The organism is Burkholderia sp. F1 (genome assembly GCF_050813845.1).
Lineage (GTDB): Bacteria > Pseudomonadota > Gammaproteobacteria > Burkholderiales > Burkholderiaceae > Burkholderia > Burkholderia ubonensis.
This window is the reverse complement of record NZ_CP172421.1, coordinates 76,707-98,354: the sequence shown is the minus strand read 5'-3', so window position 1 is coordinate 98,354 and position 21,648 is coordinate 76,707. Positions and strand designations below refer to the sequence as shown.

Below are 21,648 nucleotides of genomic sequence, written 5' to 3'. Positions count from 1 at the left end.
AGCGATTGGTCAGGTGGGGCCGCCCAGGTAAGGCCGGCGCGGGCTCAAATCCCGACGCTGTCGAGCCATTCCGCGAACATGCGGCGCGCGGCCGTTTCGAGCGCGGGGCCGTGTTGCGCTGTCTCGGCGCGCAGCTGGCGCGCGTCGATGCCCGGCGTCGCAGCGATTTCGCCGGCGTTGCCGATCAGCCAGGGTTCGAAGCGATCGGCGCGGATTTCCGGATGGCATTGCAGCGCGAGCACGTGCTGCCCCCATGCGAACGCCTGGTGGGGGCATGCGGGCGTCGACGCGAGATGGATCGCGCCGCCCGGCAGGTCGAAGGTATCGCCGTGCCAGTGCAGCATCGACGTCGCCGCGCCGTCGAGATGACGCAGCGCGGACGCGCGGCCCGCGTCGGTGAGCGTGAGCGGCGTCCAGCCGAGCTCCTTGTGCGCGGCCGGATAGACGCGCGCGCCGAGCGCGCGCGCGATGAACTGCGCACCGAGGCAGATGCCCAGGATCGGCAGGCCCGCGTCGATGCGCTGCTTGACGAGCGCCGCGAGCGGCGCGTTCGTCGGATACTGCGCGTCGTCGTACACGCTGACCGGTCCGCCGAGCACAACGAAGAGCGATGGCTCGAGCACGTCGAGCACCTCGACCCGGGATGATCCGACGTCGACGTAACGCACCCGCCTCCCCCGTTCGCCGAGCACTTGCTCGAAACTCCCGAGGTCCTCGAAATGCACGTGGCGGATTGCCACGACTTCAGCGTTCATCATCGGCCTCCCGGTCGATCGACGGACGTCAGGCCGCGAAAATCTTCCAGATCTTCTTCTGCGTCGCCGCGTCAGCTTCTTCGTGTACCGAACAATCGAGGCGCAGGTCGCTGTCGGCGAGCGTCAGGTCGAGCGCCGCGCAGTAGTGCGCGGCGGCCGCCTTCTTCGACGCCTTCGACGGCTGGAAGTGCGCGCACGTCACGCACATCCGGTGCGGCGGCGTCGCGCCGGCCACCTGCAGCTCGCGCAGCGTCTTCAGCAGCGCGCGGTACAGCGCGCCCTGCTCGTCCGCGCCGAGCGTGCCGACCGCCTTGGTCAGGAACTCGGGCCACTGCAGCGCCTTCTTCGCCGCGGTGCGGCCGCGGGCGGAGAGCCGCACCGCGAGCGCGCGGCCGTCGTCCAGCGCACGACGCTTTTCGACCAGCCCCTTGGTCTCGAGCGTGCTGACCGCATCGCTCGTCGTCGCCGCGGTGAGCTGCGTCTCGCGCGCGATCTCGCCGAGCCGCATCGGGCCCTTGCGTTGCAGCAGCAGCACGAGGATCTCGCCCTGCGTCGGCGTGAGGCCGGCACCTTCCGCCCAATCCCATGCCTGGCTCCGCATGGCCGTACTCAACCGCAGCAGACTGTGGGTGACACGACCCGCAGCCTGGTTCCCGTAAACGCCTTCGCTCATAGTCTTTTCGCTTTGCCGCCGCCCGTCTTCCCGGGCAGCCGTAGTGTGGAGATCGAATCTCTGTCTCAAAAGAGGCGCGCAAGACCTCACGCACCCGACACGGCCGTCGCGAGGCACACACGGCGGCCGCCATCGCGGCAACCGGTGAGACACACGTCGTTCCGGCGTCCGCAAAGCCGACATTCTAAGCGAGAGCGGAAAATCGCACAGCTAAGTTATCCCCTTCAATCTGTGGATAACGGCTGAATAAGACCGGAAAACGTTGTGCTCGGATTTTCTCCAATCGGCGCCACCGGACCGGCAAGCATTTTCCCGCATCGCCGGGCAAGCCGCCACCAGCTTGCCATCCACCGGGTTATCCGTTCGGCAGGCCGTTGACTTTGCAGAGGAATATCGGGTTATCCACAGATTTGGAAGAAACCTGCAAACGATTTCGCCATTGACCTGCGTCAACCGTCCCTCAGCACTCCGTCAACCTTCGCTCAGCGAATTGCTTTGCGGTCGAGCCTGCAATCCGCAAAACATTTTTTCATTCGCGCCAACGTAAGCACTGCTGGCGGACGGTCTCATTCAGCGATTTTTCCTGTTTGAAGACCGTGCGCAGCCACGACGCGTCGTTCACGCGCGCTTTCGCGAGCGCGCCGATCTCGTCGAGCGCCGCGCGCGAGCCGAGTTCTGCAGCATGCGGAGCAATCCGGTCGAGCGTGTCGAGGACATCCTCGGCGATCGTGCGGCGCTCGCCGGTCTGAGGATTCACGCAGGTGCCTTCGAGCCCGAACCGGCACGCCTCGAAGCGGTTGAACGTGTAGACGAGATAGTCGTCCTCGGACAGCGTCAGCGGCCGGTCGGTCAGCAGGTAGCGCGCGAGCGTCTGGATGTAGCACGCGATCGCCGCCGCGCGGTCGACCGACAGCGGCGTGTCCATCACGCGCACCTCGATCGTGCCGTAGCCGGGCTTCGGCCGGATGTCCCAGTAGAAATCCTTCATCGAATTGACGACGCCGGTGTTCACCATCTTCGTGAAGTACTCCTCGAAGCCGTTCCAGGTCAGCACGAACGGCGCGCGGCCGGACAGCGGGAACGCGAACACCGAATTCAGGCGCGCGGAATGAAAGCCGGTGTCGACGTTCTGCACGAACGGCGACGACGCCGACAGCGCAATGAAATGCGGAATGAAGCGCGACATCGAGTGCAGCAGGAACAGCGCGCTGTCCGGGTCCGGGCAGCCGATGTGCACGTGCTGGCCGAACACGGTGAACTGTTTCGCCAGATAGCCGTACAGCTCGGAGATGTACTGGAAGCGCGGCGCGTCGTAGATCTGCCGCTCGCTCCATTGCTGGAACGCGTGCGTGCCGCCGCCGCACAGCCCGACGTTGAGCTGGTCGGCCGCCTTGACGAGCACGTCGCGGATCGCATGCAGCTCGCCGACCGCCTGCTCGTGCGTATGGCAGATGCCGGTCGACAGCTCGATCATGCTCTCGGTGATTTCCGGCGTGATGTTGCCCGGGAATTTTTCGCCCTGGATCAGCCGCATCAGGTCGGACGCCGCTTTCGTCAGATCGTAGTTGTGCGTGTTGACGACCTGGATTTCCAGTTCGACGCCGAACGTGAACGGTTCGGAATTGACGAAGGTTTCGAGTGCCATGGCAGTTTCCGGAGTCAGTTGCTGTCGCTGCGTTCGCCGACCGCCGACAGGCAGCGGTAGACGAGGAACGGGCCGACCAGCTGCAGCACCACGATCGAGCACATCACGATCGCGCGCAGGTGCGGATCGAAATTCGGGTACAGCTGGTAGGTATCGTCGACGAGCAGGTACGCGAGCGCGGACATCGGCGACAGCGCGATGCCAAGCGCGACGCCCTGCTTCATCCCGATGCCGCTCGGCTTCGCGAACGCGACGACGCCGGCCAGTTTCGCGGCCAGCCGCGTCACGATCAGCGCGATGGCGAACAGCCCGCCTAGCGCGATGTCGCCCCACGTGAACGACGTCAGCGTCAGCACGAACAGGATGACCGTCAGCAGCCAGCCGGCGGTGCCGAAGTGCTCGGGCCAGAGCTGCGGACGCGCCTCGAGGTTCTTCACGATGATGCCGGCGAGCAGCAGCGTGAGCAGCGTCGACAGCTTCAGCGCCTGCGCGACCGCGATCGCGAGCATCACCAGCCCGAACAGCGCGACGAACGAATGCTCGTTGCGCATCGTCGCGGTCATGTGGCGAAACAGGTAGATGCACGCGCGCGCGACGAGGTACGCGACGATGAACGAGCCGACCAGCAGGTAGACCGGCTGCAGGACCGTCGCGAACACGTTGCCGTACGCCTCCTGGTGCAGCCAGCTCGTCACGAGCTTGGTCAGCACGACTGCATAGACGCTGTTGAGCGCGGTCAGCGTGATCAGGCGCTGCGACACCTGCCCTTCCGCGCGCAGCTCGGTCTTCAGCTGGATCACCATCGACGGCGACGTCGCGATCGCGATCGCCGACAGCACGAGCGCGACCATGCCCGACACGCCGAGCGCGAGCAGCATGAACAGCACGAGCACGAACGTGAGCGTGGCTTCGGCGAGGCTCGACGCGATCAGCCACGGATTGCGGCGGATCCAGCGCAAGTCGAGCCGGCTGCCGAGCTCGAACAGCAGCAGGCCGAGCGCGACGTCGATCAGCAGTCGCGACGTTTCGTTCGTGCTGGCGTCGATCACGCCGAAACCAAACGAGCCGGCAATGAGGCCGATCACCGCGTAGCCGGTGATGCGCGGCAGCCGCCACGCGCGATAGCAGAGCTCGCCGCACAGGCCGGCGGCGAACAGCGCGAGCCCGGCCCAGAACACGGCATCCGGCGCGAGCGGCCAATTGGGCAGGAATGAGAACGCCGACTTCATCGTGGTGACTTCTCCTTTGGAAGCAACCGCCAGCGACACGGGGTCAAGCGTCAACGTCGAGATGCGCGCCGGCTGGGTATTGCCCCGAAATGTGATTGTTGTGCACGACGGCAGGACATGGGAACAGCCTGCTCCGCCATCCGGCGGCAATGTCGCTCAGGTATGCCGATCTGGATTGTCGGCCTGGTGTGTGAATGGTCTGCGCGATCTCGAAGATTCAGATTCGAAACTGTGCCGACCGTTCCATTGAAGCATGTCCGGCGCCTGGCCGGACGAACGCGAAGGAAACCGATTGTGCCACAGGTTTTTCGCTCTGGAACCGATTGCCTGGCAGACCGGCCGTCCAGCGGGCGGGCTTGCCTTTCGATTCAAAGGTTTACCTGTATATATACGTAGTAGAAGTTAACAAGAACCGCACAGTTCTGTGGATAACTTCGGTTTACGTAGACGGATCAACACGTTGGCGAAACCATAACCCGCTGCACAGGCTGTGCGCGCACAGCGGTTTGAGTTGAGCAACTTTTGGCCGTTTCACAGCTGTGCCGACTTGCCCAGTTTACGTCCACTGTGATTGCACACGGAGTACGCACGGATTTCGCGCGGTTATCCACAGGTGAGCGTGGATAACATCGCGCGACGAACTGCGATCACTGTGATGCGGAAGTGCGGCGCGTCAGTTGGCCGCGCCCACCTGTCGGGCGCGCAGTGCGCGGATCAGGAAGCGGGCCGGATCGATCGCTTCGGCGAGCTCGCGCTCGAGCGGCCACGGCTCGCCTTCGAGTTGCGACGCGATCAGCTCGGCGCCGAGCGCCGCCCAGACGAGGCCGCGCGAACCGTAGCCGAACGCGCCGTAAAGGCCCTCGGTGCGCGGCAGGTCGCGCGCTTTCGCACCGCTGAGCGCCTTCGCGTGGGCAAGCGCCTGCGCTTCGTCCGCGAGCGGGCCGATCAGCGGCAGCCGGTCGCCGGCGACCCAGCGGAACGCGACACGGCCGGGTAGCTGGTCCACGCCGGGCGCGTCCCCGATCAGGCCGGGAAGCAGGCGCCGGACCCGCTCCAGGTTTTCGGCATGACCCGCCGGACGCAGCGCCGGGTCGACGTCGTCGGGTTCGAACGTCGCGCCGATCAGCAGCGTGCCGTCGTCGAGCGGCACCGCATAGCCGTCGCCGATCGCCGGGCAGTCGAGCGGCGCCGTGCTGCCCGGCGGCAGCAGCGTGAGCTGCCCGCGCACCGGCTGCAGCGCGACGTGCCGAAGGCCGGCAAGCCGCACCGCGTCGCCGGCGTTGGCGAGCACGACGGCCGGTGCTTCGGCGAGCGTCCGGCCGGCGGCGTCGAGCGCGCGCCAGTTGGCGCCATGCCGCTCGAGCCGAGCGACTTCGGTGCGCGTCAGGATCTGCACGCGCTCACCGGCCGCCGCGCACTGCGCGGTGGACAACTCGGCCGGCCGCACCGCGCCGCCATGCGGAAACAGCAGGCCGCCGTGCGCGACCGGCAGCAACAGGCGCGCGCGCGCTTCGTCGACGTTCAGCAGCCGCGCATAGTCCGGCGGCACGCCGAGCGCGTCGAAGGCCGCGCGCATCCGCTCGAAATCGTCGGCTGATTCCGCGAGCTGGATTATTCCGCGCGTGCTGCGCCCGAACCCGTAGCCCGCGCGTTCGAGCGCGCGCCAGCGTGCGAGCGCGTGGAGGAAGCCGCTGCGCGTGAGCCGGCTCGCGACGTTGTCGTCGCGCGTCATCAGCGGATGGAACACGCCGGCGGGATTGCCCGACGCTTCGCTTGCGATGCGTTCGCGCCGCTCGATCAGCGTGACGTCCCAGCCGCGCGCGGCGAGCCGCTCGACCACTGCGCAGCCCGCGAGGCCCGCGCCGATCACGATCGCGCGGCGCGTTTCGACCGGCAGCGCACGCGGCGGCTCGTGGCGGCGCATCTGCCAGCGCGGCGCGAATTCACCGACGAGCATCGCGCGTTTGCCGGTGAAGCCGCCGATCTTGCGATACGCGAAGCTCGCTTCCAGGAGCGCGTGCTTCACGGCGCCCGAGCTCGAATACGTCGCGAACGTCGCGCCGTCGCCGGCGAGGCGCGCGAGCGCGCGAAACACGTCGACCGACCACAGGTCGGGGTTTTTCGACGGCGCGAAGCCATCGAGATAGAACGCGTCGGCGCGCACCGCGAGCTTCGGCAGCATCGCGAGCGCATCGCCGAACACGAGCGTGAGCACGACGCGTCCGCCATCGAATTCGAGCCGGTGCAGGCCCGGCACGAGCATCGGCCACGCGTCGGCGAGCGCGTCGACGTCCGCCGATGTCGTTGCATCTGCAACGACATGCGATGCGGCGCGGCGCAGGTCGTCGCGCGTGAACGGATGCTTCTCGACCGACACGAAATGGAGCCGCTCGCAGCGCGCGGGATCGTCGCGCCATGCGGCCCAGGTCGCGAGGAAGTTGACGCCGGCGCCGAAGCCGGTCTCGACGATCGTGAACGTGCGCCTGCCCTGCCAGCGCGCGGGCAGGCGGTTGCCTGCGACGAACACGTGGTTCGCCTGCGCGAGCGCGCCCGCAGTGCTGTGATAGATGTCGCCGTAAGCGGGCGAGACGAGGGTGCCGTCGTCGCGGAACGCGAGCGTGGCGGGAACGAGTCGGTCTGGCATGCGAAACAAATATCGTGGCGGCCAAGCCTGGCAAGGGATTGCGCGGACCGGCCCGGCACGCCGTTGGCAAAAACCAACGGCGCTGCGCATGGGCCGATCGCGCTGCGTATCCTGTCCGGTTGGCGCAGGTCAAAAAACCCGCAAGCAGTGATTCATTCGGCGAAATACCGATGAAAATCTTTGAAACCCTTGTCGTTATTGGGTTTGCGCTGCGCTATCATAGCAAGCGCCGTTCTGCGGGGCGGCCTTCGGCATGCCGGAGGCCGTCCTGCGGGGCCAGGATTCGGCGGAGTGCCGTCGGAGTCCGACTCTCGACGGCACGGTTCGCGCACGTATAATCGGCGCGTTCGCGCTGTTCGTGTCAACCTAACCTGAAAAAGGAACCTTAATGAACAAACAGGAACTGATCGACGCCGTCGCCGCCCAAACGGGCGCCAGCAAGGCTCAAACCGGCGAAACGCTGGACACGCTGCTCGAAGTCATCAAGAAAGCCGTGTCGAAGGGCGACGCGGTTCAGCTGATCGGCTTCGGCAGCTTCGGTTCGGGCAAGCGCGCGGCACGTACGGGCCGCAACCCGAAGACGGGTGAAACCATCAAGATCCCGGCAGCCAAGACCGTCAAGTTCACGGCTGGCAAGGCGTTCAAGGACGCCGTCAACAAGCGTTAAGTTCAGCGCCTGTCAGGAAAAACCCGCCATTCGGCGGGTTTTTTTCGTGCGGCGCGCGGCTTTTTCGCCACACTTCGCGCCGCATTTGCAAGATTTAACGGTTGTTACGAACGATGCAGGATCTGCGCGTCGCCGTGGTCTTCATCGTCGTGCGAGTCGATGTCCCAGGCCGGGAACGGGTCGTCGAACAGCTCCGTCCATCCTGCGGCGCCGAGCGCGAATTCCTTGTCGGTCAGCAGGCACGCGTCGAGCTTCGCGCGCCATGCGCCCGCGTCCAGATCGATGCCGATCAGCACGAGTTCCTGGCGCCGGTCGCCGACCGAGCGGTCATCGAGGTCGCCCTGCCACTCCGTGCGGATCTCGGCGAGCAGCGCGTCGTCGTCCGGCCATTCCGCGCGATCCTGCGCGGCCCACCACAAGCCTGCCGGCCCGTGCCGGCACACGCCGCCCGCCTGCGACAGCGAGCCGGCGATGTCGTTGCGCGTCGCGAGCCAGAAGAACCCCTTGCTGCGCAGCACGCCCGGCCACTCCTGATGCAGCAGCGCCCACAGGCGCGCCGGATGGAACGGCCGGCGCGCGCGGTACACGAAGTTGCCGATGCCGAATTCGTCCGCCTCGCCATGCACGTGCGGATGCGCATGGTCATGGTCGTCGCAGTGCTCACAATCATGATCGTGGTCATGCGCGTGCTCGAGCGACGCGAGCCAGCCCGGCGCGTTCGCCGCCTCGTCGAAATCGAAGCGGCCGGTGTTCAGCAGCTCGCGGGGCGGCACGTTGCCGAACGTCGACACGACCTGGTGCGCGCGCGGGTTCAGCCGCGCGAGGATGTGCTGCAGTCGCGCCAGTTCGTCCGCGCCGACGAGGTCGGCCTTGTTGATCACGAGCACGTCGCAGAATTCGATCTGCTCGATCAGCAGTTCGACGAGCGTGCGGTCGTCGTCCTCGCTGGCCGCGATGCCGCGTGCGGCGAGCGCGTCGTCCGAACCGTAGTCGCGCAGGAAATTGAAAGCGTCGACGACGGTGACCAGCGTGTCGAGCCGCGCGAGCTCGCCGAGCGACGTGCCGTCGTCGTCGACGAACGTGAAGGTTTCGGCGATCGGCATCGGCTCGGCGATCCCGGTCGACTCGATCAGGATCGCGTCGAAGCGGCCTTCCCCGGCGAGCTTGCGGATCTCGACGAGCAGGTCGTCGCGCAGCGTGCAGCAGATGCAGCCGTTCGACATCTCGACGAGTCGCTCCTCGACGTGCGACAGCGCCTGCGCATCGCGCACGAGCGACGCGTCGATGTTGACCGCCGCGAGATCGTTGACGATCACGGCGACCTTCAGGCCCGCGCGGTTCGCGAGGATATGGTTGAGCAGCGTGGTCTTGCCGGCGCCGAGAAAACCGGACAGCACGGTGACGGGCAACGGCTGGTTCATTGCCGGATTCATAACGATACGCACCAACGGAAAAGAGGAAAAAGCGGCCGCGGCGGCCCGATCGGAGCGCCATCGGCCGGGGCCGGGCGCCGGGGCAAATTCGCGGCGTGAGCCCGCATTGTGCATCAAACGCGCGCCGGCCGGCCGGCATCGCGCCGGGTCACGGCTGCGGCGGCAGCAATTTCCATTGCGTGAGGATGCCGGCGATCTGCTTTGCGTACTTGTCGCGCAGCGACGGCGTTTCCGAGTGATAGGCGCCGACCGCCTGCCACGTGTTGCCGTACCGGTTCATCTTCTGGCGCAGGTGCCACGCCGCGATATAGACGTTCTTGCACGGCTCCATCAGCGTGTCGCGGCCGATCCCGTAGCGCGACAGCACCGGCAGATGGATCGAATTGATCTGCATCAGCCCGTAGTCGGTCGAGCCGTTCGCATTCTTGTTCCTTGCGTCCGGACGGTTGCGCGATTCCTGCCATGCGATCGCGCGCAGGATCAGCGGATTGACCTGCTGGTATTTGGCCGCTTCGTCGAAACAATCGGCGCGAGCGTTGCCGCTGGCGAGCCATGCGCCGGCAGTAATCAACGCAATCGAAACGAGCCGTCTGTTCATTGATCGAAAAAGGCAGAAAACGGGGGCGGGAAAACCCGCAGCCGGAACGGAATTCGCGCGATATGCAATGCGACGCCCGTATCATACCGGCAGCCGGTCGCGTTGCGGCAAGCGTGGCGCCGCATGCCGGGTTATACCGCATTTTCGTTTCAATTCATCCTGAAATGATGACGAAGACCGAACAAGCGGAAGCAAACACGAAATCTTACATCTCGCATACATCCATCAGGAATGCTGTCGTATATGAGACAGTATTCGGATCGATGTGATATTTCGGACATGAAAAACTGCTAATGTCGCTGTTTTCGGAATTGGATCCAGTACCACCGCCGGATGTGGCCTGAGCCGGCATCGACCCATTCATCCATGACAAGAAATCGCTTCGTTATGCGGCGTGTTGCCGCGACGCTGATGGTCGCCGGCATCATCGTCTCGCAGGCCGCCCATGCTCAGGTCACGCTCAACTTCGTGAACGCGGATATCGATCAGGTCGCCAAGGCGATCGGCGCCGCGACCGGCAAGACGATCATCGTCGATCCGCGCGTGAAGGGGCAGCTCAACCTCGTCGCCGAGCGCGCGGTGCCGGAAGACCAGGCGCTGAAGACGCTGCAGTCCGCGCTGCGTATGCAGGGCTTCGCGCTCGTGCAGGATCACGGCGTGCTGAAGGTCGTGCCCGAGGCCGACGCCAAGCTGCAGGGCGTGCCGACCTATATCGGCAACGCGCCGCAGGCGCGCGGCGACCAGGTCGTCACGCAGGTGTTCGAGCTGCGTAACGAATCGGCGAACAACCTGCTGCCGGTGCTGCGGCCGCTGATCTCGCCGAACAACACGGTCACCGCGTATCCGGCCAACAACACGATTGTCGTCACCGACTATGCGGACAACGTGCGCCGGATCGCGCAGATCATCGCGGGCGTCGACAGCGCCGCCGGCGCGCAGGTGCTGGTCGTGCCGCTCAGGAACGCGAACGCGATCGATCTGGCCGCGCAGTTGCAGAAGATGCTCGACCCCGGCGCGATCGGCAACAGCGACGCGACGCTGAAGGTGTCGGTCATCGCCGACCCGCGCACCAATTCACTGATGCTGCGCGCGTCGAGCGCGTCGCGCCTCGCGGCCGCGAAGCGGCTCGTGCAGCAGCTCGACGCGCCGAGCGGCGTGCCGGGCAACATGCACGTGGTGCCGCTGAAGAACGCCGAAGCAGTGAAGCTTGCGAAGACGCTGCGCGGGATGCTCGGCAAGGGCGGCAGCGACAGCGGCGCGTCGGCGACGTCAAACGACGCGAACGCGTTCAACCAGGGCGGCTCGTCGTCGAGCGGCAACTTCTCGACCGGCACCGCGGGCACTCCGCCGCTGCCGTCGGGCGGTCTCGGCGGCTCGTCGTCGTCATCCTATGGCGGTGGCGGCTCGTCGCAAGGCGGCGGCCTCGGCACCGGCGGCCTCCTGGGCGGCGACAAGGACAAGGGTGACGACAACCAGCCGGGCGGGATGATCCAGGCCGACGCGGCGACGAACTCGCTGATCATCACGGCGCCCGATCCGGTGTACCGGAACCTGCGCGCGGTGATCGACCAGCTCGACGCGCGGCGCGCGCAGGTGTACATCGAGGCGCTCGTCGTCGAGCTGCAGGCGACGACGTCCGGCAACCTGGGGATCCAGTGGCAGGTGGCGAACAACGCGCTCTTTGCGGGCACGAACCTGCCGAGCGGAGCATCGATAAGCGGCGCGGGGCTCGGCAACAGCATCGTCGATCTGACCGGCAAGGCCGTGACGTCGCCGCTCACTGCGGTCGGCGCGCTCACGCCGGGCCTGAACATCGGCTGGCTGCGCAATATGTTCGGCGTCCAGGGGCTCGGCGCGCTGTTGCAGTACTTCGCCGGCTCGAGCGACGCGAACGTGCTGTCGACGCCGAACCTCGTCACGCTCGACAACGAAGAAGCGAAGATCGTCGTTGGCCAGAACGTGCCGATCCCGACAGGTTCGTACTCGAACCTGACGAGCAGCACGGGGGGCAATGCGTTCAACACGTACGATCGCCGCGACGTCGGCCTCACGCTGCACGTGAAGCCGCAGATCACCGATGGCGGCATCCTGAAGCTGCAGCTCTACACGGAAGATTCGTCGGTGGTTCAGTCGACCGTTTCGACGACCGCCAATAATCCCGGGCCGACGTTCAACAAGCGCTCGATCCAGTCGACCGTGCTCGCGGACAACGGTGAGATCATCGTGCTCGGCGGTTTGATGCAGGACAACTACAACGTGTCGAACAGCAAGGTGCCGCTGCTGGGCGACATCCCGTGGATCGGCCAGTTGTTCCGATCGGAGTCCAAGTCCCGGCAGAAGACCAATCTGATGGTGTTCCTGCGCCCGGTGATCATCAGCGACCGCGAGACCGCGCAGGCCGTCACGGCGAATCGGTACGACTACATCCAGGGCGTGACGGGCGCGTACAGGTCGGACAACAACATCATCAAGGACAAGGACGACCCGGTCGTGCCGCCGATGCCGCTCGGCCCGAGCAAGGGCGGCTCGCCCGCGATGAACCTGTTCGATCTCGACAAGATGCGCCGCCAGCAGCAGGGCCAGCAGCCCGCGCCGCAACAGCCGGCGCAGCAAGCGCAGCCGCAAGCCGTCCCGCAGCAGCAGATGCAGCAACAGCCGCTGACGGCCCCGTCGGGAGCCTCGCAGTGAGCGACGTGCTCGCCTCCGCCCACGAAGGCGCGCCGGGCGAACGCCCGCCGCCGTCGCCGCTCGCCGCGCGGCTCTTGCCGTACGGCTTCGCGAAGAGCGGCCAGGTGCTGATCGCGCATCAGCACGAGGACACGCTCGAAGTGTGGATCAGCGACCGCACGAGCGACGCGGCGCTCGCGGAGATCGCGCGCAACTTCGGCTCGATCTCGGTGCTGCGCCTGCCCGCCGACGAACTCGCGCACGCGATCAACCAGGCGTACGCGCGCCAGGACGGCAGCGCCGCGCAGGTGGTCGGCGAGGTCGAGGGCGAAGTCGACCTGTCGCGGCTGATGCAGGACATCCCCGAAGTCGAGGATTTGCTCGAATCGGAAGACGACGCGCCGATCATCCGGATGATCAACGCGCTGCTCACGCAAGCGGCGCGCGAACAGGCGTCGGACATCCACATCGAGCCGTTCGAGAACGCGTCGGTCGTGCGCTTTCGCGTCGACGGCACGCTGCGCGACGTCGTGCGGCCGAAGAAGGCGCTGCACGGCGCGCTGATCTCGCGGATCAAGATCATGGCGCAGCTCGACATCGCCGAGAAGCGCCTGCCGCAGGACGGCCGCATCACGCTGCGGGTCGGCGGCCGGCCGGTGGACGTGCGGGTGTCGACGCTGCCGACCGGGCACGGCGAGCGCGCGGTGCTGCGTCTGCTCGAAAAGGACGCGCAGCGGCTGAACCTCGAAGCGCTCGGGATGGGCCGCGACACGCTCACGCAGTTCGACAAGCTGATCGCGCGCCCGCACGGCATCGTGCTCGTCACGGGCCCGACGGGCTCGGGCAAGACGACGACGCTGTACGCGTCGATGTCGCGGCTCGAAACCGCGACGACCAACATCATGACCGTCGAGGACCCGATCGAATACGACCTGTCCGGCATCGGCCAGACGCAGGTGAACGAGCGGATCGGGATGACCTTCGCACGCGCGCTGCGCTCGATCCTGCGGCAGGACCCGGACGTGATCATGATCGGCGAAATCCGCGACCTCGAAACCGCGCAGATCGCGGTGCAGGCGTCGCTGACGGGCCACCTCGTGCTCGCGACGCTGCACACGAACGATGCGGCATCGGCCGTCACGCGCCTGACCGACATGGGCGTCGAGCCGTATCTGCTCGCGTCGTCGCTGCTCGGCGTGCTCGCGCAGCGGCTCGTGCGGCAGCTCTGCCCGGCCTGCAAGGAGGAGCGGCATGAGGAAGGCCGCACGGTGTGGCATCCGGTCGGCTGCGACAAGTGCGGGCATTCGGGCTATGCGGGCCGGCGCGGCGTATACGAACTGCTGATCGTCGACGAGTCGATCCGCACGCTGATCCACCGCAACGCGGCCGACGCGGAGATTCTCGCGACGGGCCGCGCGCAAGGGATGCGCACGCTGCGCGACGACGCCGAGCGCTGGCTCGCGGCGGGCGCGACGTCGCTCGAGGAAGTGTTGCGCGTGACGGGAGGCGCATAGCGCGATGCCGGCATTCCGTTTCGAAGCGATCGATGCGGCGGGTCATGCGCAAAAAGGCGTCGTCGAAGCCGACAGCGCGCGCGCCGCGCGCGGCCAGCTGCGCACGCAGGGGCTGACGCCGCTCGTCGTCGAGCCGGCGGCCAGCGCGACCCGCGGCGCGCGCAGCCAGCGCCTCGCGCTCGGCCGCAAGCTGTCGCAGCGCGAGCAGGCAATCCTCACGCGCCAGCTCGCGAGCCTCCTGATCGCCGGGCTGCCGCTCGACGAATCGCTCGGCGTGCTGACCGAGCAGGCCGAGCGCGACTACATCCGCGAACTGATGGCCGCCATCCGCGCCGAGGTGCTGGGCGGGCATTCGCTCGCGAACGCGCTCGCGCAGCATCCGCGCGATTTTCCGGAAATCTACCGCGCGCTCGTCGCGGCGGGCGAGCACACGGGCAAGCTCGGCATCGTGCTGTCGCGCCTCGCCGACTACATCGAGCAGAGCAACGCGCTGAAGCAGAAGATCCTGCTCGCGTTCACGTATCCGGGGATCGTCACGCTGATCGCGTTCGGCATCGTCACGTTCCTGCTGAGCTACGTGGTGCCGCAGGTCGTCAACGTGTTCGCGAGCACGAAACAGCAGCTGCCGATCCTGACGGTCGTGATGATGGCGCTGTCGGATTTCGTGCGGCACTGGTGGTGGGCGATCGTGATCGCGGTCGTGCTCGTCGTCTGGTTCGTCAGGGCGACGCTGTCGCGCGACGGGCCGCGCCTCGCGTTCGACCGCTGGCTGCTGACCGCGCCGCTCGCCGGCAAGCTGGTGCGCGGCTACAACACGGTGCGCTTCGCGAGCACGCTCGGCATCCTGACCGCGGCCGGCGTGCCGATCCTGCGCGCGCTGCAGGCGGCCGGCGAGACGCTGTCGAACCGCGCGATGCGCGCGAACATCGACGACGCGATCGTGCGCGTGCGCGAAGGCTCGGCGCTGTCGCGCGCGCTGAACAACGTGAAGACGTTTCCGCCGGTGCTGGTGCACCTGATTCGTTCGGGCGAGGCGACGGGCGACGTGACGACGATGCTCGATCGCGCGGCCGAAGGCGAGGCGCGCGAGCTCGAACGCCGCACGATGTTCCTGACGAGCCTGCTCGAGCCGCTGCTGATTCTCGCGATGGGGGGCATCGTGCTCGTGATCGTGCTGGCCGTGATGCTGCCGATCATCGAGCTGAACAACATGGTGCAGTGACGGCCGTGTCGGCCGTCACCGGACGCTCAGCGCATGTAGATCGCCGGAGACGGCGTGTTGGCGGGCAACGCGACTTCGGCACGGGCGCCGTTGCGCTCGACGATGATCGAGCGGTCGCGGACTTCGGCGAGCTTCGCGCCGGGCGCGACCTCGGCGCCGAGCGACACCGCGCGCGGCGGCTCGCCGCCGACGCCGACGATCGCGGCGGCGCCGCGCTGGAGCGCGAGGATGCCGAACAGGTGGATGTCCTGCACGGGATTCTTGTCGAGCTGTCCGCCGAACAGCGCCGCGGCGTCCTCGGTGCGGATCGGGGGCCGCGCGGCGGCGGCGGGCAGCGGCGCTTCGCGGGCCGACAGCGTGACGACCCAGTAGGTGGCCGTCGCGCACAACGCCGCGAAGAGTGCGAGGGAGAGTATCCGGATCGAGATCGCGTTCATGCGCGCTATTGTACGGATGTATGTGAAATTTGCGTTGAGTGAAAGCCCTTTGCTGGCCGCGCCTTACAATGCGTGCTCCGTGCCCGGCGCAATCGGCGCAGAAGTCCCGCAGGGACCTGACCCGGTTGTTTCGGAAACGTCACTCAATCGACGACATTTTTTTGGAAAGAGGAAGTCAGCATGCAAACGTGGATCACTCGACGCAACGGAGCTGTTCGCCGTCAGCGCGGTTTCACGCTGATCGAGATCATGGTGGTGGTCGCGATTCTCGGGATTCTGGCGGCGCTGATCGTGCCGAAGATCATGAGCCGTCCGGACGAGGCGCGCCGCATCGCCGCGAAGCAGGACATCGGCACCATCATGCAGGCGCTCAAGCTGTACCGTCTCGACAACGGCCGCTATCCGTCGCAGGACCAGGGCCTGCAGGCGCTGATCCAGAAGCCGAGCACCGATCCGATTCCGAACAACTGGAAGGACGGCGGCTATCTCGAGCGCCTGCCGAACGATCCGTGGGGCAACGGGTACAAGTACCTGAACCCGGGCGTGCACGGCGAGATCGATGTGTTCAGCTATGGCGCCGACGGCAAGGAAGGCGGCGAATCCAACGATGCCGACATCGGTTCGTGGCAGTAAACGATCGCTGACCGGCCCGACGTCTCTTTTCTGATCCCCATGCTTGCCATCCGCACGACTTCCCGCTTCGGGCGCGGCTGCCGTGTGCGCCGGGCTCCGGCGCGCGCGGATGGCATGCGGGCGTCGCAGCGCGGCTTCACGCTGCTCGAGATGCTCGTCGTGCTCGTGATCGCGGGCCTGCTGGTGTCGCTCGCGTCGCTGTCGCTGACGCGCAATCCGCGCACCGACCTGCGCGAGGAAGCGCAGCGGCTCGCGCTGCTGTTCGAGACGGCCGGTGACGAGGCGCAGGTGCGCGCCCGTCCGATCGCATGGCAGCCGACCGCGAGCGGCTTCCGCTTCGACATGAGGAGCGCCGACGGCTGGCGCACGCTGCGCGACGACCTGCTGCGCCCGCGCGACTGGGACGGCGGCGTGACGGGCGCCGATATCGATTACCCGGGTTCGGATACCCGCGTGAACCGCGTCGTGTTCGGCACCGAGAGCATCGACACGCCGGTGCGCGTGACGCTGCGTTCGACCGTCGGCAGCGTGACGATCGTCGGCACCGGCAACGGCCGCTACGAGGTGCAGTGACGATGCATCGCCGGCCGTTCTTCTCCCCTTCCCCTGCTCCCGCGATGCGTCCCCGCACGGGACGGTCAGCGGCGCATGGTTTCACGATGATCGAGGTGCTGGTCGCGCTTGCGATCATCGCGGTCGCGCTCGCCGCATCGATTCGCGCGGTCGGCACGCTGGCGACCGGCTCGTCGGACCTGCATCGCCGGCTGCTGGCCAGCTGGAGCGCCGACAACGCGCTCGCGCAATTGCGGCTCACGCATGCGTGGCCGGAGATCGGCGAGCAGAGCTTCGATTGCTCGCAGGGCAACGTGCAGCTCGTCTGCACGCAGCGCGTCAGCGCGACGCCGAATCCGGTGTTCCGGCGCGTCCAGGTATCGGTGAGTGCGCCGGACAGCAAAGGCGCGCTCGCGCAGATGGTCACGGTGGTCGCGAATGAAACCAGCCGCTCGCTCTGAATCCGCGCGGCGCGCCCGCACGCGCGGCTTCACGCTGATCGAACTGATGATCGCGATCGCGATTCTCGCGGTCGTCGCCGTGCTCGCATGGCGCGGGCTCGACCAGATCATGCGCGGCCGCGACAAGGTGTCGTCGGCGATGGAAGACGAACGCATCTTCGCGCAGATGTTCGACCAGATGCGCATCGACGCGCGCCGCGCGGCGACCGACGACGAGGCCGGCCAGCCCGCGCTCGGCGTCGCCGGCAACACGCTGCAGATCGTCCGCGAGTTCGATGTGCCGGGCGCCGCGCCGCGGCTGCAGGTGATCCGCTACCGGATCGCGGGCGGCCGCGTGGTGCGCTACGCGTCGCCGCCGCTCGCCGACGCGAACCGGCTGCGCGACACGCTGAAAAGCCCCGACGTCGACGGCTGGAGCTCGGTGGCGCTGATGGGCGGAGTCGGCGCGATCGACGCGAAGCTCTACGTGCCGCGCGTCGGCTGGACCACGAACCTGCAGACGGCCGACGAAGCGCTCGCGCAGAACAACGATGCGATCAAGGTGCCGCAGCTCGGCAACGCGCCGCCGCCGCGCGCGGTGACGGGCCTGCAGGTCAGCATCGGCGCGACGTCGCTGCGCGTGCCGGTGACCCGTATCTTCCTCGTCGGGGAATGACGATGCGCGCGCCTGCCCCGTTTTCGGCCCCCCACCCCGCGCGCGCCCAGGGCGCGCGTCCTTCCGCGCGCCGGCAACGCGGCGCCGCGATCATCACCGCGCTGCTCGTCGTCGCGCTGTCGGCGATCCTCGTATCGGGGATGCTGTGGCGCGAGCAGGTGCAGATCCGCCGCATCGAGAACCAGCGCCTGATCGCGCAGGCGCAGTGGGTCGCGCGCGGCGCGCTCGACTGGACGCGGATGATCCTGCGCTCGGAAGGCGACACGGCGCCGGGCATCACGTATCTCGGCGGCATCTGGGGCGTGCCGATCGCGAAGACGAAGCTGTCGGACTTCATGGGCCGGATCGGCATGGGCGGCGGCGACGGCGGCGAAGACACCTATCTGTCCGGCGCGATCGAGGACGCGCAGGCGAAGTTCAACCTGCGCAACCTCGTGTCGACGCCCGCGCCCGGCGTGCTGCAGCTCAACGCCGCGCAGCTCCAGGCGTTCCAGCGCCTCTTGACGACGCTCGGCTACGACGGCGCGTTCGCGAAGCGGATCGCGCTGCAGGTGCGCGCGGGCCTGAAGCATTCGGCGTCGCGCTTCCAGATGGCGACGCTGCCCGGCGCCGCGGGCGCGCCGTTGCCGGAAGCGGGCACGGGCACGCAGGGCACGACCTTCACCGACGAGCTCGGCCTTGCCGACAGCGATCGCGGGCCGGCGCCGCTCATCATGACGAGCGTCGACAGCCTGCTCGACGTCGACGGCGTCACGCCGGAAATGGTCGAGCGGCTGCGCCCGTTCGTCACCGTGCTGCCGACCACGACGCCCGTGAACATGAACACCGCGCCCGCCGAGGTGATCGCGGCGCTGGTGCCGGGGATGAGCGTGGCGTCGGCGCAGGCGCTCGTGTCGCGCCGCGAGACCGTGTTCTTCCGCAACGTCGGCGACGTGCAGCTCGCGCTGCGCGGCGCCGGCGCGCCGCCGAACGTGACGCCCGACTCGACCCTGATCGACGTCAATTCGAACTATTTCATCGTGCATGGCCGGATCCAGCACGATCGCGCCGAGGTCGACCGCACCTCGCTCGTGTATCGTGATCCGACCACGCACTCGACGCGGGTCGTGCGCATCCGCGACCAGCTATAACGACGCCATTCGGGAGAGGAGCCCTTGAGCACGCTGATTGTTTTACTGCCGCCGCGCGAGCCCGCCGTGCCGTTGCAGGAATGGCAATGGCCCGAGCTGCCGTTCATGCTCGTCGACAAGGCCGGCCAGACGCAGCGGGCCGGCCGCGCCGCGCTCGCGCTGCTGCCGCGCGCGGCCGCGACGGTCCTGGTCGTCGCCGCGCGCGACGTGCTGCTGCTGGCCGCGACGGTGCCGCCGCTCAAGGGGCCGAAGCTGCGCCAGGCGTTGCCCAACATCGTCGAGGACCAGCTGATCCAGGATCCGCAGGGCTGCCATGTCGCGGTCGATCCGGCCGCGCTGCCCGACGGGCGCCGCGTGCTCGCGGTCGTCGATCGCGCGTGGTTCCGCGCGATCTGCGACGCGTTTGCCGCGGCCGGCCACCGGCATCTGCGCGCGGTGCCCGCGACGCGCTGCCTGCCGTCGCCGCTCGCGGCGGTCACGGCTGCGGCCGATCCGGCGCCGGCCGGTGAAGCCGTCGCCGAAGCCGAGACTGACGCCGCCCCGCCGTCGCGCCCGACCGCGGTCGCCGCGGTGCTGGGCGTCGCCGCGTCGGTCGAGCCCGTGCTCGTCGAGGCGGGCGCGCAGCCGGACGCATCCGGCCCGCCGCGGCTCGAGCTGGCGGTCGCGCGCGGCGCGCTGGGCGAAGGCTTCGCGGCGCCCGCGCAGCGCGCGTCCGGCACGCTCGCCGCGCTCGCGGGCGGCGCTCCGGTCGAGCTGTACGAACTCGGCGAGCCGGGCGCGGAACCGCAGCTCGCGTCGGTCAAGCGCACGGATGTCGAGCCGTCATTGCCGGGCGCGGCGCCGCTGCCGTTCGACACGTTCGCGCGCCGCGCGCTGGCCGAGCGCTTCGATCTGTGCCAGTTCGAATTCGAGTCGCAGCCGTGGCGCTTCGACCGCGCGACGCTCAAGCGGCTGCGGATCCCGGTCGCGCTCGTCGCGGCGACGCTCGGCGTCGCGGTGATCGGGATGAACGTGCACTGGTGGAAGCTGTCGCGCGAGCGCGATGCGCTGTCCGCGCAGATCACCGAGACGCTGCTGTCCGCGTTCCCGAAGACCACGACGGTGCTCGATCCGTCCGCGCAGATGCAGCGCCAGCTCGACCAGCTGCGCCTCGCGGCGGGCGAGCTGTCGCCGAACGATTTCCTCGCGCTCGCGAGCGGGCTGTCGCGCTCGATGGGCGCACTGCCGCTGAACGGCATCGCGTCGCTCGATTATCACGACCGGCGGCTCGACGTCGGCTTCAAGCAGGGCGTGACGGTCGATCCCGACTTCACGCAGCGCCTCGCGCGCAACGGGCTGGCCGGCGAAGTCGACAGCAGCACGGGCAAATGGACGATCCGGAGCCGGTCATGAAGGCTGAACTGAACCAGACCCTCACGCAATTCTGGGGTGAGCGCACTCCGCGGGAAAAAAATCTGCTCGGCTGGGGGGGCGCCGTGCTGGCGGTCGCGATCGCCTATTCGGTGCTGTGGTCGCCCGCGCAGGACGGCCGTGCGCGGATCACACGCGCGCTGCCGGCGATGCGCGCGGAGCTCGCGAAGATGACCGCGCAGGCGAACGAGGCGCGCTCGCTCACGGCGGCCGCGCAGGGCGTCGCGCCGACCGGCGCTGCGCTGAAGGATGCGCTGACGGCATCGCTGTCCGACCACGGGATGCCCGGCGGGCAGATCCAGGTGGTCGGCAACGGCGTGCAGATCCAGTTGAAGAACGCGTCGTTCCCGGCGTGGACCCAATGGCTCGACGACGCGCGCAAGCAGTTCAAGGTGCAGGTCGGCGAGGCGCACGTCACCGCGCTGAAGGACGACGGCCAGGTCGACCTGACGGCCGTGATGCAGCCGTCGACGCAGAAATGATGCGGAAATGACGCAATGGACGATGCAAGCGGCGGCCGGCCGATGAAGCCGTGGTCGAGACGGCTCTTGGCCGCGTTGCCGTGGCTCGCGGCGGGCGGGCTCGCGACCGGCGTCACGCTGATCGCGCTCGCGCCGGCCGCGTGGATCGCGCCGCAATTCGCGCGGGCGACGGGCGGCCACGTGAACCTCGTGGATCCGGACGGCTCGCTGTGGCACGGCTCGGGCACGCTGATGCTCGCGCCGGGCGCCGACCGCAGCGCGGCGACGCTGCTGCCGGGGCGAGTCGAGTGGACGACGGGCTTCTGGCCGCTCCTGACCGGGCGCGTGCAGATGCGGATGCGTCAGACCGAGGCGATGCCCGAGCCGGTCACGCTCGACGCGACGTGGCGCGGCGCGGTGCTGTCCGCGGGCGGGATGGCGGTGCCGGCGTCGCTGTTGACCGGGCTCGGCACGCCGTTCAACACGCTCGACCTGCAGGGCGACGTGCGGGTCGGCTGGAGCGACTGGCGGCTGATCGGCAGCAACGCGTTCGGCCAGCTGACGGTGACGATCGATGACATGAGCTCGCGCGTGTCGCGCGTGAAGCCGCTCGGCTCGTATCGCGCGGTGCTGCAGGCGAAGGGTTCGGGCGCGGATCTCGACCTGGCGACGACGAAAGGGCCGCTGTTTCTCGACGGGCACGGCGCCTTTGGCGCGGGCAGCGGGTCGTTCCGCGGCACCGCGCATGCGGCGCCCGAGCAGCTGGCGAACCTCGCGGGCCTGCTGAACCTGCTCGGCCACCCGGTCGGCGACGGCTCGGTGTCGCTGATCTACGGAGACGCGGCGCGCTGACGCGCGCGCC

Annotated in this window: 20 protein-coding genes; 12 read left to right on the top strand and 8 right to left on the bottom strand. The window is 68.0% G+C overall.

The features are described 5' to 3' along the window. Window positions 1-44: 44 nt before the first annotated feature. From ACFIMZ_RS00435 to mnmC, 5 genes are all read right to left on the bottom strand, one after another. Complete coding sequence (locus ACFIMZ_RS00435; protein ID WP_431820936.1) at window positions 45-755, bottom strand: glutamine amidotransferase; 711 nt, start codon at window positions 753-755, stop codon at window positions 45-47. A 28-nt stretch (window positions 756-783) separates the two neighbouring features. Beyond that, window positions 784-1,428: a MarR family winged helix-turn-helix transcriptional regulator gene (locus ACFIMZ_RS00430; protein WP_431820935.1), complete on the bottom strand. Its 645-nt coding sequence runs from the start codon at window positions 1,426-1,428 to the stop codon at window positions 784-786. A 529-nt stretch (window positions 1,429-1,957) separates the two neighbouring features. After that, window positions 1,958-3,073: a YbdK family carboxylate-amine ligase gene (locus ACFIMZ_RS00425; protein WP_431820934.1), complete on the bottom strand. Its 1,116-nt coding sequence runs from the start codon at window positions 3,071-3,073 to the stop codon at window positions 1,958-1,960. 14 nt (window positions 3,074-3,087) lie between these two features. Continuing rightward, window positions 3,088-4,302 (bottom strand): cation:proton antiporter, encoded by a 1,215-nt coding sequence (locus ACFIMZ_RS00420; protein ID WP_431820933.1) that lies wholly within the window; start codon window positions 4,300-4,302, stop codon window positions 3,088-3,090. A 673-nt stretch (window positions 4,303-4,975) separates the two neighbouring features. Continuing rightward, window positions 4,976-6,946 carry a bifunctional tRNA (5-methylaminomethyl-2-thiouridine)(34)-methyltransferase MnmD/FAD-dependent 5-carboxymethylaminomethyl-2-thiouridine(34) oxidoreductase MnmC gene (gene mnmC / locus ACFIMZ_RS00415; protein WP_431820932.1) on the bottom strand — a complete coding sequence of 657 codons (1,971 nt, stop codon included), beginning with the start codon at window positions 6,944-6,946 and terminating at the stop codon, window positions 4,976-4,978. A 388-nt stretch (window positions 6,947-7,334) separates the two neighbouring features. On the opposite strand from mnmC, the gene ACFIMZ_RS00410 reads away from it, so the two are divergent. Continuing rightward, the gene (locus ACFIMZ_RS00410; RefSeq protein ID WP_006401505.1) at window positions 7,335-7,613 is read left to right on the top strand and encodes an HU family DNA-binding protein; all 279 of its coding nucleotides are present in this window, start codon (window positions 7,335-7,337) and stop codon (window positions 7,611-7,613) included. A 104-nt stretch (window positions 7,614-7,717) separates the two neighbouring features. On the opposite strand, the gene ACFIMZ_RS00405 is transcribed toward ACFIMZ_RS00410, so the two are convergent. Both ACFIMZ_RS00405 and ACFIMZ_RS00400 read right to left on the bottom strand, forming a co-directional pair. After that, window positions 7,718-9,046 (bottom strand): GTP-binding protein, encoded by a 1,329-nt coding sequence (locus tag ACFIMZ_RS00405; RefSeq protein WP_431820931.1) that lies wholly within the window; start codon window positions 9,044-9,046, stop codon window positions 7,718-7,720. A gap of 148 nt (window positions 9,047-9,194) precedes the next feature. Next, the gene (locus tag ACFIMZ_RS00400) at window positions 9,195-9,644 is read right to left on the bottom strand and encodes a lytic transglycosylase domain-containing protein (protein WP_431820930.1); all 450 of its coding nucleotides are present in this window, start codon (window positions 9,642-9,644) and stop codon (window positions 9,195-9,197) included. A gap of 387 nt (window positions 9,645-10,031) precedes the next feature. On the opposite strand from ACFIMZ_RS00400, the gene gspD reads away from it, so the two are divergent. Genes gspD through gspF form a run of 3 tightly spaced genes read left to right on the top strand, consistent with a single transcriptional unit; the run spans window position 10,032 to window position 15,047 of the window. Continuing rightward, window positions 10,032-12,332, top strand: coding sequence for a type II secretion system secretin GspD (gene gspD / locus ACFIMZ_RS00395; protein WP_431820929.1), 2,301 nt, complete (start codon window positions 10,032-10,034; stop codon window positions 12,330-12,332). Beyond that, complete coding sequence (gene gspE / locus ACFIMZ_RS00390) at window positions 12,329-13,825, top strand: type II secretion system ATPase GspE (protein ID WP_084906302.1); 1,497 nt, start codon at window positions 12,329-12,331, stop codon at window positions 13,823-13,825. The genes gspD and gspE overlap by 4 nt, the downstream gene beginning before the upstream one ends. Window positions 13,826-13,829: 4 nt before the next feature. Then, entirely contained in the window at window positions 13,830-15,047 is a 1,218-nt protein-coding gene (gspF, locus tag ACFIMZ_RS00385) for a type II secretion system inner membrane protein GspF (protein WP_059609486.1), read from the top strand. Between the two features lie 26 nt (window positions 15,048-15,073). Here gspF and ACFIMZ_RS00380 read toward each other — a convergent pair whose 3' ends face one another. Continuing rightward, window positions 15,074-15,484, bottom strand: coding sequence for a general secretion pathway protein GspC (locus ACFIMZ_RS00380; protein ID WP_010090231.1), 411 nt, complete (start codon window positions 15,482-15,484; stop codon window positions 15,074-15,076). Window positions 15,485-15,664: 180 nt separating this feature from the next. On the opposite strand from ACFIMZ_RS00380, the gene gspG reads away from it, so the two are divergent. From gspG to gspN, 8 genes are read left to right on the top strand one after another with little or no spacing between them, the layout of a single operon-like run. After that, window positions 15,665-16,117, top strand: coding sequence for a type II secretion system major pseudopilin GspG (gene gspG / locus ACFIMZ_RS00375; protein ID WP_431820928.1), 453 nt, complete (start codon window positions 15,665-15,667; stop codon window positions 16,115-16,117). A gap of 39 nt (window positions 16,118-16,156) precedes the next feature. After that, window positions 16,157-16,690, top strand: a complete 534-nt coding sequence (locus tag ACFIMZ_RS00370) for a GspH/FimT family pseudopilin (RefSeq protein ID WP_431820927.1) — start codon at window positions 16,157-16,159, stop codon at window positions 16,688-16,690. Between the two features lie 44 nt (window positions 16,691-16,734). Beyond that, on the top strand, window positions 16,735-17,130 hold the full coding sequence (gene gspI, locus ACFIMZ_RS00365; protein WP_431822529.1) for a type II secretion system minor pseudopilin GspI: 396 nt from the start codon (window positions 16,735-16,737) through the stop codon (window positions 17,128-17,130). Further along, a complete protein-coding gene (locus tag ACFIMZ_RS00360; RefSeq protein WP_431820926.1) occupies window positions 17,108-17,785 on the top strand; it encodes a PulJ/GspJ family protein in 678 nt (225 codons plus the stop codon). The genes gspI and ACFIMZ_RS00360 overlap by 23 nt, the downstream gene beginning before the upstream one ends. Window positions 17,786-17,787: 2 nt before the next feature. Then, window positions 17,788-18,915, top strand: coding sequence for a type II secretion system minor pseudopilin GspK (gspK, locus tag ACFIMZ_RS00355; protein ID WP_431820925.1), 1,128 nt, complete (start codon window positions 17,788-17,790; stop codon window positions 18,913-18,915). Between the two features lie 24 nt (window positions 18,916-18,939). Next, complete coding sequence (gene gspL, locus ACFIMZ_RS00350) at window positions 18,940-20,307, top strand: type II secretion system protein GspL (protein WP_431820924.1); 1,368 nt, start codon at window positions 18,940-18,942, stop codon at window positions 20,305-20,307. Beyond that, a complete protein-coding gene (gene gspM / locus ACFIMZ_RS00345) occupies window positions 20,304-20,807 on the top strand; it encodes a type II secretion system protein GspM (RefSeq protein WP_431820923.1) in 504 nt (167 codons plus the stop codon). Before gspL ends, gspM begins: the two co-directional genes overlap by 4 nt. Before the next feature lie 42 nt (window positions 20,808-20,849). Next, window positions 20,850-21,638: a type II secretion system protein N gene (gene gspN, locus ACFIMZ_RS00340; protein WP_431822528.1), complete on the top strand. Its 789-nt coding sequence runs from the start codon at window positions 20,850-20,852 to the stop codon at window positions 21,636-21,638. Window positions 21,639-21,648 lie beyond the last annotated feature (10 nt).

Excerpts from the sequence above, each read along its gene's own strand:
- ACFIMZ_RS00435 (WP_431820936.1), bottom strand. The coding sequence starts at position 755 with ATGAACGCTGAAGTCGTGGCAATCCGCCACGTGCATTTCGAGGACCTC.
- ACFIMZ_RS00430 (WP_431820935.1), bottom strand. The coding sequence starts at position 1,428 with ATGAGCGAAGGCGTTTACGGGAACCAGGCTGCGGGTCGTGTCACCCAC.
- ACFIMZ_RS00425 (WP_431820934.1), bottom strand. The coding sequence starts at position 3,073 with ATGGCACTCGAAACCTTCGTCAATTCCGAACCGTTCACGTTCGGCGTC.
- ACFIMZ_RS00420 (WP_431820933.1), bottom strand. The coding sequence starts at position 4,302 with ATGAAGTCGGCGTTCTCATTCCTGCCCAATTGGCCGCTCGCGCCGGAT.
- mnmC (WP_431820932.1), bottom strand. The coding sequence starts at position 6,946 with ATGCCAGACCGACTCGTTCCCGCCACGCTCGCGTTCCGCGACGACGGC.
- ACFIMZ_RS00410 (WP_006401505.1), top strand. The coding sequence starts at position 7,335 with ATGAACAAACAGGAACTGATCGACGCCGTCGCCGCCCAAACGGGCGCC.
- ACFIMZ_RS00405 (WP_431820931.1), bottom strand. The coding sequence starts at position 9,046 with ATGAATCCGGCAATGAACCAGCCGTTGCCCGTCACCGTGCTGTCCGGT.
- ACFIMZ_RS00400 (WP_431820930.1), bottom strand. The coding sequence starts at position 9,644 with ATGAACAGACGGCTCGTTTCGATTGCGTTGATTACTGCCGGCGCATGG.
- gspD (WP_431820929.1), top strand. The coding sequence starts at position 10,032 with ATGCGGCGTGTTGCCGCGACGCTGATGGTCGCCGGCATCATCGTCTCG.
- gspF (WP_059609486.1), top strand. The coding sequence starts at position 13,830 with ATGCCGGCATTCCGTTTCGAAGCGATCGATGCGGCGGGTCATGCGCAA.
- ACFIMZ_RS00380 (WP_010090231.1), bottom strand. The coding sequence starts at position 15,484 with ATGAACGCGATCTCGATCCGGATACTCTCCCTCGCACTCTTCGCGGCG.
- gspG (WP_431820928.1), top strand. The coding sequence starts at position 15,665 with ATGCAAACGTGGATCACTCGACGCAACGGAGCTGTTCGCCGTCAGCGC.
- ACFIMZ_RS00370 (WP_431820927.1), top strand. The coding sequence starts at position 16,157 with ATGCTTGCCATCCGCACGACTTCCCGCTTCGGGCGCGGCTGCCGTGTG.
- gspI (WP_431822529.1), top strand. The coding sequence starts at position 16,735 with ATGCGTCCCCGCACGGGACGGTCAGCGGCGCATGGTTTCACGATGATC.
- ACFIMZ_RS00360 (WP_431820926.1), top strand. The coding sequence starts at position 17,108 with ATGAAACCAGCCGCTCGCTCTGAATCCGCGCGGCGCGCCCGCACGCGC.
- gspK (WP_431820925.1), top strand. The coding sequence starts at position 17,788 with ATGCGCGCGCCTGCCCCGTTTTCGGCCCCCCACCCCGCGCGCGCCCAG.
- gspM (WP_431820923.1), top strand. The coding sequence starts at position 20,304 with ATGAAGGCTGAACTGAACCAGACCCTCACGCAATTCTGGGGTGAGCGC.
- gspN (WP_431822528.1), top strand. The coding sequence starts at position 20,850 with ATGAAGCCGTGGTCGAGACGGCTCTTGGCCGCGTTGCCGTGGCTCGCG.